Source organism: Pseudomonas sp. GW456-12-10-14-LB2, from assembly GCF_002884345.1.
Classification (GTDB): Bacteria; Pseudomonadota; Gammaproteobacteria; order Pseudomonadales; family Pseudomonadaceae; genus Aquipseudomonas; species Aquipseudomonas paraglycinae.
Genome location: NZ_POHV01000024.1, coordinates 42,275 through 56,020 on the forward strand (window position 1 = coordinate 42,275; position 13,746 = coordinate 56,020).

Below are 13,746 nucleotides of genomic sequence, written 5' to 3' on the forward strand. Positions count from 1 at the left end.
GGTCTACTGCCCGATACTTGCCTAGACTGAATCCCAATCAGCTACGCCCCGCGTCCCGCTTCGTTTTTAAGGCCTTTTGCATGTCCGATCCTCGCTACCAGGTCGATGTCAGTGTCGTTACCCACTATCTGGCAGACCAATCGCAACCCGAGCACGAGCGCTTTGCCTTCGCCTACACCATCACCGTGCAGAACAATGGCGAGCAACCGGCCCGCCTGATGTCGCGCCACTGGGTGATCACCGATGGCGACGGGCATGTCGAAGAAGTGCGCGGCGCCGGCGTGGTCGGCCAGCAACCGTTGATCGGCGCTGGAAAAAGCCACACCTACAGTAGCGGCACGGTCATGACTACCAAGGTCGGCACCATGCAAGGCAGTTACGAAATGGTCGCCGACGACGGCAAGCATTTCGATGCGATCATCAAGCCTTTCCGCCTCGCCGTTCCCGGAGCCCTGCACTGATGGCGACGTATGCCGTCGGCGACCTGCAAGGCTGCCTCGAACCGCTCAAATGCCTGCTCAAGCAGGTGGCGTTCGACCCGGCTCTGGATCGCCTGTGGCTGGTGGGTGATCTGGTCAACCGAGGCCCGCAATCGCTGGAAACCCTGCGCTTCCTGTATGGCATGCGCGACTCGCTGGTCTGCGTACTCGGTAATCACGACCTGCACTTGCTGGCAGCGGCGAAGAACATCGAGCGCATGAAGAAGTCCGACACGTTGCGTGAAATCCTTGAAGCGCCGGACTGCGCCGAACTGATGGAATGGTTGCGCCAGCAGAAACTCATGCACTACGACGAACAACGCGAAGTGGCCATGGTGCACGCGGGTATCCCGCCGCAATGGTCGCTGCGCAAGGCGCTCAAGTACGCTGAAGAAGTCGAGACCGCGCTGCGTGACGACAACCTGCTTCCACCCTTTCTCGACGGCATGTACGGTAACGAGCCGGCGAAATGGGACAGCGACCTCAAAGGCGTGACACGCCTGCGAGTCATCACCAATTACTTCACCCGCATGCGTTTCTGCACCGCCGAAGGCAAGCTCGACCTCAAGAGCAAGGAAGGCCTTGACACCGCGCCGCCGGGCTACAAGCCCTGGTTCCAGCACAAGGAACGCAAGACCCGTGGTCTGCGGATCATTTTCGGTCACTGGGCGGCACTGGAAGGCAACGTTCACGAGCCCGGCATCTCGGCCCTCGACACCGGTTGCGTATGGGGCGGCAGCCTGACCCTGATGAACGTCGACAGCGGCGAACGCCTGTCATGCAAATGCGACGAGCATGGGGCCGTACTGCCCAGCGTCGCGCCACTGATCACCGAATCTTCTCCCGTCAGCGCCCCGCGCTAGACTGCGTTTTCAGCCGAGCCACAGGAGCCCGCCATGAGCGAATTCAAACGTATCCCCCCGGAACAGGCCCAGGCCCTGCGCGAGCAAGGTGCTGTGGTCGTCGACGTCCGTGACCCGGCAACATTTGCCGCACTGCACATCAGCGGCTCGAAGCATCTGGATAATCATTCCCTCCATGCTTTCATCCAGGGCGCCGACCTCGATGCACCCACCGTCGTGGTCTGCTACCACGGCAACTCGAGCCAGGGTGCTGCGGCGTACCTCGTGAGCCAAGGCTTCTCCGACGTCTACAGCATGGACGGCGGCTTCGAACTGTGGCGTACGACTTTTCCTGCGGAAACCGCGCAAGGCACCTCCGAATAATTTTTTTGTAACGTGCAGGCCCCGGCTCCCGCGGGCTTGCGCGGTGGCAGACGAACGGTCTGCCACAACTAATTACGTATCTCGCCTTTACCTCCCGAATTCCCAACTATCCTTAAGCCCAGGCCATCCAAAACAGGGGAGAGCCGGTACACCGGCGCACGGGTCATCGGGAGTGACTTTCGCGATTGTCGATCGCGAAAGTGTTCTGGGGGGTAAACAACAGCTGCCATCGCAGCTGCTTGCCAGCATCGACTGAGTGATCCGGCGTCGGCTCCACGTATCGAGCGAGGTGACGTCATGAGTATCTTTAGCCACTTCCAACAACGCTTCGAGTCCACACGCCAGGAAGAATTCTCCCTGCAGGAGTACCTGGAACTGTGCAAAAAGGATCGCAGTGCCTACGTTTCCGCCGCCGAGCGTCTATTGCTGGCCATCGGCGAACCGGAACTGCTCGACACCTCGACCAACTCGAGACTGTCGCGCATCTTTTCCAACAAGGTGATCCGTCGCTATCCGGCCTTTGAAGACTTCCACGGGATGGAAGAATGCATCGACCAGATCGTGTCGTATTTCCGTCATGCCGCTCAGGGCCTGGAAGAGAAGAAACAGATCCTCTATCTGCTCGGCCCTGTCGGCGGCGGCAAGTCGTCCCTGGCCGAGAAGCTGAAACAGCTCATCGAAAAAGTGCCCTTCTACGCGATCAAGGGCTCACCGGTATTCGAATCGCCTCTGGGTCTGTTCAACGCCACCGAAGATGGCGCGATCCTCGAAGAAGACTTCGGCATTCCACGGCGCTACCTGAACACCATCATGTCGCCATGGGCCACCAAGCGCCTGGCCGAATTCGGCGGCGACATCAGCCAGTTCCGTGTGGTCAAACTGTACCCGTCGATCCTCAACCAGATCGCCGTGGCCAAGACCGAACCGGGTGACGAAAACAACCAGGACATCTCCGCGCTGGTGGGCAAGGTCGATATCCGCAAACTCGAAGAATTCCCGCAGAACGACGCCGACGCCTACAGCTACTCCGGTGCGCTGTGCCGGGCCAACCAGGGCCTGATGGAATTCGTCGAGATGTTCAAGGCACCGATCAAGGTGCTCCACCCATTGCTGACCGCCACCCAGGAAGGCAACTACAACAGTACCGAAGGCCTTGGCGCGATTCCGTTCACCGGGATCCTGCTGGCCCACTCCAACGAATCGGAGTGGCACACCTTCCGCAACAACAAGAACAACGAAGCCTTCATCGACCGGATCTACATCGTCAAGGTGCCGTACTGCCTGCGTGTGAGTGACGAGGTGAAGATCTACGACAAGTTGCTGTTCAACAGCTCCCTGGCTAAGGCGCATTGCGCGCCGGACACCTTGAAGATGCTGGCGCAGTTCACCGTGCTGTCACGCCTGAAAGAGCCGGAAAACTCCAACATCTACTCCAAGATGCGGGTGTATGACGGCGAAAACCTCAAGGACACCGATCCGAAGGCCAAGTCGATCCAGGAATACCGCGATGCGGCAGGTGTCGACGAAGGCATGAACGGCCTGTCGACCCGGTTCGCGTTCAAGATCCTGTCCAAGGTCTTCAACTTCGATCCGCATGAAATCGCTGCCAACCCGGTGCACCTGCTCTATGTGCTGGAACAGCAGATCGAACAGGAACAATTCCAGGCCGAGACCCGCGAGCGCTATCTGCGCTACCTGAAAGAGTACCTGGCACCGCGTTATATCGAATTCATCGGCAAGGAGATCCAGACCGCCTACCTCGAGTCTTACAGCGAGTACGGCCAGAACATCTTCGACCGCTACGTGCTGTATGCGGACTTCTGGATTCAGGATCAGGAATACCGCGATCCGGAAACCGGCGAGATCCTCAACCGCGTCGCCCTCAACGAGGAGCTGGAAAAAATCGAGAAACCGGCCGGCATCAGCAATCCGAAGGATTTCCGAAACGAAATCGTCAACTTCGTGCTGCGCGCCCGGGCCAACAACAACGGCAAGAACCCGACCTGGCTCAGCTACGAAAAACTGCGGGTGGTCATCGAGAAGAAAATGTTCTCGAACACCGAAGACCTGCTGCCAGTCATCAGCTTCAACGCCAAGGCCAGCAAAGAGGATCAACAGAAGCACAACGACTTCGTTACACGAATGGTCGAACGCGGCTACACCGACAAACAGGTACGACTGCTCTCCGAGTGGTACCTGCGGGTCAGAAAATCACAGTAAACCGCGGCCGGTCAGACCGGTTGTCGTCAGCCCGAGGCCTGTGCGCGCATTTTCTGCTACACAGGCCTCTGGAAGGTGTTCGAAAGGCGGTAGCGAGGTTCAGGCAGCACCCAAAGCGCTTGGGGGAGCGTGTACGTCCCTTGGCATTCGGTTCAATGCTGCATGACCGCTCGCCCCTTTGCAGGACAGCTTCTAAGGAGCAGTCATGAGCTATGTGATCGACCGACGTCTCAATGGCAAGAACAAGAGCACGGTGAACCGTCAGCGCTTCCTGCGGCGTTACCGTGACCACATCAAGAAGGCTGTCGAAGAGGCGGTCAGCCGGCGTTCCATCACCGATATGGAACACGGCGAGCAGATCAGCATTCCCGGTCGCGATATCGACGAACCGGTGCTTCACCATGGTCGCGGCGGCAAGCAGACCGTGGTTCACCCCGGCAACAAGGAATTCACCGCTGGCGAACACATCGCCCGTCCGCCGGGAGGCGGCGGAGGCCGAGGGCCGGGCAAGGCCGGCAACTCCGGCGAAGGCATGGACGAGTTCGTCTTCCAGATCACCCAGGAAGAATTCCTCGAATTCATGTTCGAGGACCTCGAACTGCCCAACCTGGTCAAGCGCAACCTGACCGGCACCGACACCTTCAAGACCGTACGTGCGGGGATCAGCAACGAGGGCAACCCGTCGCGGATCAACATCATCCGTACCCTGCGTTCGGCCCACGCCCGGCGCATCGCGCTCTCGGGCAGCAGCCGTGCCAAACTGCGCGAGGTCAAAGAGGAACTGGCGCGACTCAAACGCGAAGAACCCGACAACTTCGGCGACATTCAGGATCTCGAGGCAGAAATCGAGAAACTCAGTGCGCGCATCCATCGGGTGCCGTTCCTCGACACCTTCGACCTCAAGTACAACCTGCTGATCAAGCAGCCAAACCCCAGCTCGAAAGCCGTGATGTTCTGCCTGATGGACGTTTCCGGCTCCATGACCCAGGCGACCAAGGACATCGCCAAACGGTTTTTCATCCTGTTGTACCTGTTCCTCAAGCGGAACTACGACAAGATCGACGTGGTGTTCATCCGCCACCACACCAGCGCCCGCGAAGTGGACGAAGAGGAGTTTTTCTATTCCCGCGAGACCGGCGGCACCATCGTTTCCAGCGCCCTGAAACTGATGCAGGAGATCATGGCCGAGCGCTATCCGAGCAATGAATGGAACATCTACGCCGCGCAGGCTTCCGACGGCGACAACTGGAACGACGATTCGCCGATCTGCCGCGACATCCTGATCAACCAGATCATGCCGTTCGTGCAGTACTACACTTACGTGGAGATCACCCCGCGCGAACATCAGGCCTTGTGGTACGAGTACGAACGCATCGCCGAAGCCTTTTCCGACACTTTTGCCCAGCAGCAACTGGTCTCGGCCGGGGATATCTATCCGGTCTTCCGTGAACTCTTCCAGCGCAGGTTAGTGACATGACCGCCAAGACCGCCAAAGAGCAGAAGCGCCAACCCATTTCCACAGGCTCGGAATGGACTTTCGAGCTGATCCAGACGTACGACCGTGAAATCGCCCGTATCGCGGCCCGTTATGCTTTGGATACCTACCCCAACCAGATCGAAGTGATTACCGCCGAGCAGATGATGGACGCCTACGCTTCGGTCGGCATGCCGCTGGGCTATCACCATTGGTCCTACGGCAAGCACTTCCTCAGCACCGAGAAATCCTACAGCCGCGGGCAGATGGGGCTGGCGTACGAGATCGTGATCAACTCGGACCCGTGCATCGCGTACCTGATGGAAGAAAACACCATCTGCATGCAGGCACTGGTGGTCGCGCATGCCTGCTACGGCCACAACAGTTTCTTCAAGGGCAACTATCTGTTCCGCACCTGGACCGACGCCAGTTCGATCATCGATTACCTGGTGTTCGCCAAGCAGTACATCATGCAGTGCGAGGAGCGCCACGGGATCGATGCCGTGGAGGATCTGCTCGATTCCTGCCACGCCCTGATGAACTACGGTGTCGACCGCTACAAACGTCCGTACCCGATTTCCGCCGAAGAAGAGCGGCGTCGGCAGAAGGATCGCGAAGAACACCTGCAGAAGCAGATCAACGACCTGTGGCGCACCATTCCCAAAGGCGCAGACAAGTACAGCGACAAGGACAACGCACGCTTTCCGGCCGAGCCACAGGAAAACATCCTGTATTTCATCGAGAAGCACGCGCCATTGCTGGAGCCTTGGCAGCGCGAGATCGTGCGGATCGTGCGCAAGATCGCCCAGTATTTCTATCCACAGCGCCAGACCCAGGTGATGAACGAAGGCTGGGCGACGTTCTGGCACTACACGCTGATGAACGACCTGTACGACGAAGGCCTGGTGACCGACGGCTTCATGATGGAGTTCCTGACGTCCCACACCAGCGTGGTGTTCCAGCCGGGGTTCGACAGCCCTTATTACAACGGCATCAACCCATACGCACTGGGCTTTGCGATGTATCGCGACATCCGTCGCATGTGCGAAGAGCCTACGGAAGAAGACCGCCGCTGGTTCCCGGAAATCGCCGGCAGCGACTGGCTGTCGACCATCAAATTCGCCATGAGCAGCTTCAAGGATGAGAGCTTCATCCTGCAGTACCTGTCACCCAAGGTGATCCGCGACCTGAAACTGTTCAGCATTCTCGATGACGACCAGAAGGACGATCTGCTGGTGCCTGCGATCCATGACGAGGGCGGCTACCGGATCATTCGCGAAACGCTCGCAGCGCAATACAACCTCGGCAATCGCGAACCGAACGTGCAGATCTACAGCATCGACCGCCGCGGCGACCGCTCGCTGACTCTTCGCCACCAGCAACACGACCGCAAACCGCTGGGCGATTCCACCGAGGAGGTCCTGAAACACCTGCACCGGCTGTGGGGCTTCGACATTCATCTGGAAACCCTGCAAGGCGACCAGATCATGAAGACCCATCACGTTCCGCCTCGTAGCGAACACAGCGAGGGGGATTACGGTCGACTCGACCTGGCCGTCATTCATCTTTGATCCCGTTCAGGCCTCCGAAAGTCCGGCGCAAGGGTTATCCTGTCGGGCCAACGGAGGTTTTTTATGCAGATTTACAAGGTCGGCGGTGCTGTACGTGATCGCCTGCTGGGCAAACCGGTCACCGATATCGATTGGGTGGTGGTCGGCGCGACCACAGAAGAAATGCTCGCCAGGGGGTTTCGCCCGGTCGGCGCGGACTTCCCGGTTTTTCTTCACCCGAAAAGCGGCGAGGAGTACGCCCTCGCCCGCACCGAGCGCAAGAGCGGTCGCGGTTATGGTGGTTTCACCTTTCACGCCAGCCCCGAGGTCACACTTGAAGAAGACCTGATCCGCCGTGACCTTACGATCAACGCCATGGCCGAGGATGATCAGCAAAATCTGACCGACCCCTACCACGGCCAGCGCGATCTCGAAGAACGGATTCTGCGCCACGTTTCCCCCGCGTTTGCCGAAGATCCGCTCAGGGTTTTGCGCGTTGCGCGCTTTGCTGCCCGCTACGCGGAGCTTGGTTTCAAGGTGGCGCCCGAAACTCTGGGGCTGATGCGTCAGCTCAGCGAATCGGGCGAACTGGAAGCCCTTACGGCCGAACGCAGCTGGAAGGAGATTTCCCGCGCACTGATGGAAGATCAGCCCCAGGTTTTCATTCAGGTGCTGCGCGATTGCGGCGCCTTGAAGGTGCTGATGCCAGAGGTCGATACCTTGTTCGGCGTGCCGCAACCGGAAGCCCATCACCCGGAAATCGACAGCGGCATCCACACCCTGAGCGTGCTTGAGCAGTCAGCCCTGCACAAGCAGCCGCTGACCGTGCGCTGGGCCTGCCTGCTGCACGACCTCGGCAAAGGCCTGACTCCAGAGGAGGAATGGCCACGACACATCGCCCATGAGCACAAAGGCCTGAAGTTGATCAAAGCGGTCAACGAGCGCTTCAAGGCACCGAAGGACTGTCAGGAACTGGCCTTGCTGGTCGGCCAATATCACACCCACGGACATCGCGCTCTGGAGCTGAAGGCTTCGACCTTGCTCGAGTTGCTGCAAAGCTTTGACGTTTACCGTCGGCCACAGCGTTTCGAAGAGTTCATCGTCGCGTGCGAGATGGATGCCCGAGGCCGCAAAGGGCTCGAACAACGCAGTTATCCACAGGCGGATTACCTGCGCGGCGCGGCCAATGTGGCACGCGGCGTGGCGGTGCAGCCGTTGCTGGAAAAGGGATTCAAAGGCCCGGAACTGGGCGAGGCACTCAAGCGCGAACGGCTCAAGGCGTTGAAGGCTTACAAGGAATCGGCGGCGTCCTGAAACACCCGATCCGCCCTCACGAGGGCGGATCAAACCATTCAAGACAGATCTGAAGGCGTGAGCTGAATACCGCGCCATTCAAATCCGACCGGCGCCAGCACCTGATCGATCTGCGCCTCGGCCCACAATGCGGCAAAGCTTTTTCCTGCACCGGGATGCACCCGATCCGGCGCAATCAGCGACAGCGGCCACAGCACAAAAGCATTTTTCAGGATTTCCGCACGAGGCAGGATCAGCCCGTCGAAATTGCCGGCCAGATCGCCGTACAGCAACACGTCGATATCCAGCGGCAAGCCCTTGCGATCCGGCGCATAACGACCGTTGTCCGCTTCAATGAACTTCAAACGGCGATCCAGCTCGATCAACGGCAGATCGGTGAACGCCGACACCACGAAGTTGAAGAACGGCCCGCTCTTGATTCCCACCGGCTGGCTTTCGAACACAGGCGAACAGCGTATATCCACCAGAAACGTGGACAAGGCATCCAGACCGGCCTGCAAATGGGTTTCGCGCTCGATATTGCTACCGAGCCCGAGATAGACCTGGGTCAGCGGCATCCGCGCTCGATCTCCACACCCACACCACCCTTGGCGGCCGGCACGGCACCTGGCTTGGTCAGTTTCAGGCGCACCCAGGTGATCTTGAATTCATTCATCAGCACTTCAACCAGACGCTCGGCGAAGGTCTCGACCAGTTGATACCGGGATTGCTCGGCAAAGGCCTGGATCCGTGTGGACACACTGGCGTAATCGAGCGCCAGGGTCAGGTCGTCACCGGCGGCGGCCGGGCGATTGTCCCAGGCGAAGCTCAAATCAAGACGCAGGCACTGTCGGATGCCGCGCTCCCAGTCGTAGGCACCGATCACGGTGTCGACTTCCAGGCCCTCGATAAACACTCTGTCCAAGCACTTTTCTCCGCTGCACGACAAGGGCGCAATGCGCCGTTAGAATCAGGGCGTCCTCGCCCGGAATAGTTAGCATGTTTTGGTTACTGGCGATCCTCGCCTACCTGCTCGGCTCTCTGTCCTTCGCCATTTTGCTCAGCCGCCTGACCGGGAATCCGGATCCGCGAATGAGTGGCTCGGGTAATGCCGGCGCCACCAACATGCTGCGCCTGGCCGGACGCAAACTCGCGATCCTGACCCTGCTGGGTGATCTGTGCAAAGGCCTGTTGCCGGTGCTGATCGCTTCGGCGATGGGCCTTTCGCTGCAGGATCAGGCGTGGATCGGCGTCTGCGCCGTGATCGGTCACCTGTTCCCGTTGTACTTCCGCTTTCGCGGTGGCAAGGGCGTTGCCACGGCGGCCGGCATGCTGCTGGGCCTGTATCCACCCGCTGCGCTGCTGGCCGTGTGCGCCTGGCTGCTGACGTTCTACCTGACCCGCACCAGCTCACTGGCAGCGTTGATCGCCACTCCGCTGACCCTACCGTTGCTGGCATGGCAGGAACCGGCAGCGCTGTTGCCGATGAGCACGCTGACACTGCTGATCGTCTGGCGCCACCGGGGCAATCTACGCGACCTGTTCGCCGGGCGCGAACGGCATTTTTAAATACCGCACGTGAGCGCCACTCATCACAGCGCCGACAACTGCTCCATCGGCCAGCGCGCCTGCACGCTGATCGCCAGACTCTCCTGCTGACCAGCCTGCAAACGCTGGCAACCGGCAAACGCGATCATCGCGCCGTTATCGGTGCAAAACTCGGGACGGGCATAGAACACATCGCCCTTCATGTCGCCGAGCATCTTCTCCAGCGAAACACGCAGCGCCTTGTTGGCACTGACGCCGCCGGCGATCACCAGACGCTTCATGCCGGCCTGCTTGAGGGCGCGCTTGCACTTGATGGTCAAAGTCTCCACCACGGCCTGCTGGAACGCCAGCGCGATGTCGCAACGGGCTTGCTCGCTGTCGTCCCCGGCGCTGACGCACTGCTGCCAGGTGTTGAGGGCGAAGGTCTTCAGGCCGCTGAAGCTGAAATCCAGGCCCGGGCGATCGCACATCGGACGCGGGAAGGTGAAACGTCCTGCGACGCCCTTCTCTGCCAGCTTGGCGATTTCCGGTCCGCCCGGATAATTCAGGCCCATCATTTTTGCAGTCTTGTCGAAAGCTTCGCCCGCGGCATCGTCCAGCGTTTCACCGAGCAGGCTGTATTGGCCGATGCCATCGACCTGAACCAGCTGCGTATGACCACCGGAGACCAACAAAGCGACGAACGGGAATTCCGGCGGTTTTGGCTCCAGCATCGGCGCCAGCAAGTGGCCTTCCATGTGATGCACGCCGAGCGCCGGGATGCCCCAGGCAAACGCCAGCGCCTGGGCGCATGAGGCCCCCACCAGCAGCGCCCCGACCAGGCCGGGACCCGCGGTGTAGGCGATGGCGTCGATCTCGGTCGGCACGCAGCCGGCTTCGGCCAGCACCTGACGGATCAAAGGCAGCATGCGCTTGACGTGGTCGCGCGAGGCCAGCTCCGGTACCACGCCGCCATAGACGCGGTGCAGGTCGATCTGACTGAACAACGCGTCGGCCAGCAGGCCGCGCTCACTGTCGTATAAAGCGACGCCGGTTTCGTCGCAGGAAGTTTCTAATCCCAGTACTAGCATGGGTTTGCGCCTTGTTTAGGCTGAATTCGAAGGCGCGCATAATAGTCGCCGCGTGATGCCCCGACCAGCGGTTTTCGATCAGAGGCTTTGCATTCCGAGCGATGAGGGGTTAACATCCGCAACCCTTAAAAACCGACGTCTTCAAGTGCTCTTTTGCCGCGAGGATGTTGACCCCGGTAATGAATGAAGGTAGCTCTGGATGCCAGCCGTCAAAGTTAAAGAGAACGAACCCTTCGACGTAGCTCTGCGTCGTTTCAAGCGCTCCTGCGAAAAAGCCGGTGTACTGGCTGAAGTTCGTAGCCGCGAATTTTACGAGAAGCCAACTTCTGAGCGTAAGCGCAAGGCAGCTGCTGCTGTTAAGCGTCACGCCAAGAAAGTTCAGCGCGAACAGCGCCGCGCCGTTCGTCTGTACTAATACACAGACGATCGTAGCAAGCTTCTGCCAAGCCCGGCCCTCAGCCGGGCTAATGGCATTTGCGTAAAACGCTTGATGCTTCACCGTCGAAGCCGCAGATGCGACCGAGACAAACCCGCTTCACCGCGTCAGGCCTGGCTCTTTTGCCAGCGGTGCACGTCTTTTCTGACGAGCCTTTCAAGGCTACTGACGAGCACACCCACTGATTCCTCTTACGACGATCAGCCCAAGGCACCTGCTTGCGTGCCCGCTTCATGAGCTATCCGAGGCCGATTACAGGCCGTCAGCGGATTCAGCGCAACATTTTCGAATAGTCGAAGACTGATGAGTACTAACGTCAGTGGATTTTCGGCAGATACACTTCCCGACAGCGATTACGCAAACGACACCGGTCGAGCCGCACCACGTGCGCGCATCACTCAATGACCCGCGTCCGGCGGACTTTCGCATCGGATCCATTACAGCGCAGACGAGAACGCCATGGCCGGGCTGATTCCCCAGAGCTTCATTGACGACCTTCTGAACCGCACCGACATCGTCGATGTGGTCAGCTCGCGCGTGCAACTGAAGAAGGCCGGTAAAAACTACACCGCCTGCTGCCCGTTCCATAAAGAGAAAACCCCGTCGTTCAGCGTCAGCCCCGACAAGCAGTTCTATTACTGCTTCGGCTGCGGCGCCGGCGGTAACGCCCTCGGCTTTCTCATGGATCACGACAACCTGGACTTTCCCCAGGCCGTCGAAGATCTGGCCAAGGCCGCCGGCATGGAAGTGCCGCGTGAAGAAGGCGGCCGGTCGAACAAACCGCGCCAGCCGACCGATTCACCGCTGTACCCGCTGCTCACCGCCGCTGCCGACTTTTACCGGCAGGCGCTCAAGAGCCACCCGGCACGCAAGGCAGCAGTGGATTACCTCAAGGGTCGTGGCCTGACCGGCGAAATCGCCCGGGACTTCGGTCTCGGATTCGCACCGCCGGGCTGGGACAACCTGTTCAAACACTTGAGCAGCGACACCTTGCAGCAGAAAGCCATGATCGACGCCGGCCTGCTGATCGAGAACGCCGAAACCGGTAAACGCTATGACCGCTTCCGCGATCGCGTGATGTTCCCGATCCGCGACACCCGTGGACGGATCATTGCTTTCGGCGGTCGAGTGCTCGGCGACGACAAGCCAAAGTACCTGAACTCGCCGGAAACCCCGGTCTTCCATAAAGGCCAGGAACTCTACGGCCTGTACGAAGCCCGCAAGAACAATCGCAACCTCGACGAAATCATCGTCGTCGAAGGCTATATGGATGTCATCGCTCTAGCCCAGCAAGGCCTGCGCAATGCCGTCGCGACACTCGGCACCGCCACCAGCGAAGAACACCTCAAGCGTCTGTTTCGCGTAGTGCCGAACGTACTGTTTTGCTTTGACGGCGACCAGGCTGGCCGCAATGCCGCCTGGCGCGCACTCGAAGCCACACTGCCCTGCCTGCAGGACGGGCGCCGTGCACGCTTTCTGTTTCTGCCTGAAGGCGAAGACCCGGATACGTTGATTCGCGCCGAAGGCACAGACGCCTTCCGCGCCCGGATCAATCAGCACGCACAGCCGCTGGCGGACTACTTCTTCCAGCAACTGACCGAAGAAGCCGACCCGCGTTCGCTGGAGGGCAAGGCCCACATGGCCACCCTCGCAGCACCATTGATCGACAAGGTCCCAGGCGCCAATCTGCGCATCCTGATGCGCCAGCGCCTGACCGAGATCACCGGTCTGAGCAGCGAAAGCGTCAGCCAGCTGGCCCAGAGCGCTCCTCAGGAAGCACCGCCGGCCTACGACCCGGGCATCGATTACGACGCCATGCCGGACTACAGCGACTACCATCAGCCGCAGGCACAGGACATGTATGTGCCGCAGCAGGAATGGACGCCGAAAAAAACCGGCGCCGGCGGCAAGAAATGGGACAAGAAACCGTGGGACAAAAATGGCAAGCGTGGCGGTGATCGCGATCAGCCGCGTGCCCCACGCGTGCCGGCCGCCGTCGAACCTCCGACCCTGGCCGCTCTGAGAACCTTGCTGCATCACCCGCAACTGGCGGAAAAGGTCGAGGACGCCGGGCACTTCGCGGACGAGAACCAGACCAACGCACAGCTGCTGGTGGCACTGCTCGAAGCCGTGCAGAAGAATCCCAAGCTAAACTCATTTCAGTTGATCGCGCGATGGCACGGAACCGAACAGGGTCGCCTGCTCAAGGCGCTGGCGGAAAAGGAATGGCTGATTGACGGAGACAACCTTGAACAACAGTTTTTCGACACCATTACTAGCTTGTCAGCCCGCCAACGCGAGCGAAATCTGGAACAACTGCTCAGGAAAGCGCGTCAAAGCGAACTGAGCGCCGAAGAGAAAAATCAACTGCGCGACCTTTTAAGTCGCAATGTTTCCGCATCAAACCCGACCTCAACTGGCGCGTGAGGTCATAGCTCAGGTATAATCCT

The 13,746-nt window shown here is 59.7% G+C and carries 13 protein-coding genes; 10 read left to right on the forward strand and 3 right to left on the reverse strand.

Going from position 1 to position 13,746, the window contains the following annotated elements; translation table 11 throughout:
• The first annotated feature begins 80 nt into the window (after nt 1-80).
• The 7 genes from apaG to C1X29_RS17750 all read left to right on the forward strand — a co-directional run bounded on the left by apaG (nt 81) and on the right by C1X29_RS17750 (nt 8,263).
• On the forward strand, nt 81-461 hold the full coding sequence (gene apaG / locus C1X29_RS17720) for a Co2+/Mg2+ efflux protein ApaG (protein ID WP_011336209.1): 381 nt from the start codon (nt 81-83) through the stop codon (nt 459-461).
• Entirely contained in the window at nt 461-1,342 is an 882-nt protein-coding gene (locus C1X29_RS17725) for a symmetrical bis(5'-nucleosyl)-tetraphosphatase (protein WP_102718001.1), read from the forward strand. The genes apaG and C1X29_RS17725 overlap by 1 nt, the downstream gene beginning before the upstream one ends.
• A gap of 33 nt (nt 1,343-1,375) precedes the next feature.
• Entirely contained in the window at nt 1,376-1,705 is a 330-nt protein-coding gene (glpE, locus tag C1X29_RS17730) for a thiosulfate sulfurtransferase GlpE (RefSeq protein ID WP_085746591.1), read from the forward strand.
• Between the two features lie 297 nt (nt 1,706-2,002).
• A complete protein-coding gene (locus tag C1X29_RS17735; protein WP_007959909.1) occupies nt 2,003-3,925 on the forward strand; it encodes a PrkA family serine protein kinase in 1,923 nt (640 codons plus the stop codon).
• 205 nt (nt 3,926-4,130) lie between these two features.
• Entirely contained in the window at nt 4,131-5,402 is a 1,272-nt protein-coding gene (locus C1X29_RS17740) for a YeaH/YhbH family protein (RefSeq protein WP_007959907.1), read from the forward strand.
• Entirely contained in the window at nt 5,399-6,970 is a 1,572-nt protein-coding gene (locus C1X29_RS17745) for a SpoVR family protein (protein WP_011336213.1), read from the forward strand. Before C1X29_RS17740 ends, C1X29_RS17745 begins: the two co-directional genes overlap by 4 nt.
• Nucleotides 6,971-7,033: 63 nt before the next feature.
• The gene (locus C1X29_RS17750; protein ID WP_102718002.1) at nt 7,034-8,263 is read left to right on the forward strand and encodes a multifunctional CCA addition/repair protein; all 1,230 of its coding nucleotides are present in this window, start codon (nt 7,034-7,036) and stop codon (nt 8,261-8,263) included.
• A 38-nt stretch (nt 8,264-8,301) separates the two neighbouring features.
• On the opposite strand, the gene folK is transcribed toward C1X29_RS17750, so the two are convergent.
• Nucleotides 8,302-8,820: a 2-amino-4-hydroxy-6-hydroxymethyldihydropteridine diphosphokinase gene (folK, locus tag C1X29_RS17755; protein ID WP_102718003.1), complete on the reverse strand. Its 519-nt coding sequence runs from the start codon at nt 8,818-8,820 to the stop codon at nt 8,302-8,304.
• Nucleotides 8,811-9,167, reverse strand: a complete 357-nt coding sequence (gene folB / locus C1X29_RS17760; protein WP_085697719.1) for a dihydroneopterin aldolase — start codon at nt 9,165-9,167, stop codon at nt 8,811-8,813. Before folB ends, folK begins: the two co-directional genes overlap by 10 nt.
• 74 nt (nt 9,168-9,241) lie before the next feature.
• Here folB and plsY point away from each other — a divergent pair, with 74 nt between their 5' ends.
• The gene (gene plsY / locus C1X29_RS17765; protein WP_007959895.1) at nt 9,242-9,811 is read left to right on the forward strand and encodes a glycerol-3-phosphate 1-O-acyltransferase PlsY; all 570 of its coding nucleotides are present in this window, start codon (nt 9,242-9,244) and stop codon (nt 9,809-9,811) included.
• A 23-nt stretch (nt 9,812-9,834) separates the two neighbouring features.
• Here the strand turns inward: plsY and tsaD are convergent, their stop codons facing one another.
• On the reverse strand, nt 9,835-10,860 hold the full coding sequence (tsaD, locus tag C1X29_RS17770) for a tRNA (adenosine(37)-N6)-threonylcarbamoyltransferase complex transferase subunit TsaD (protein ID WP_102685690.1): 1,026 nt from the start codon (nt 10,858-10,860) through the stop codon (nt 9,835-9,837).
• A gap of 199 nt (nt 10,861-11,059) precedes the next feature.
• Here tsaD and rpsU point away from each other — a divergent pair, with 199 nt between their 5' ends.
• Nucleotides 11,060-11,275, forward strand: a complete 216-nt coding sequence (gene rpsU, locus C1X29_RS17775) for a 30S ribosomal protein S21 (RefSeq protein WP_002551877.1) — start codon at nt 11,060-11,062, stop codon at nt 11,273-11,275.
• Nucleotides 11,276-11,755: 480 nt separating this feature from the next.
• Nucleotides 11,756-13,723, forward strand: coding sequence for a DNA primase (gene dnaG / locus C1X29_RS17780; protein ID WP_085746595.1), 1,968 nt, complete (start codon nt 11,756-11,758; stop codon nt 13,721-13,723).
• The last annotated feature ends 23 nt before the right edge of the window (nt 13,724-13,746 follow it).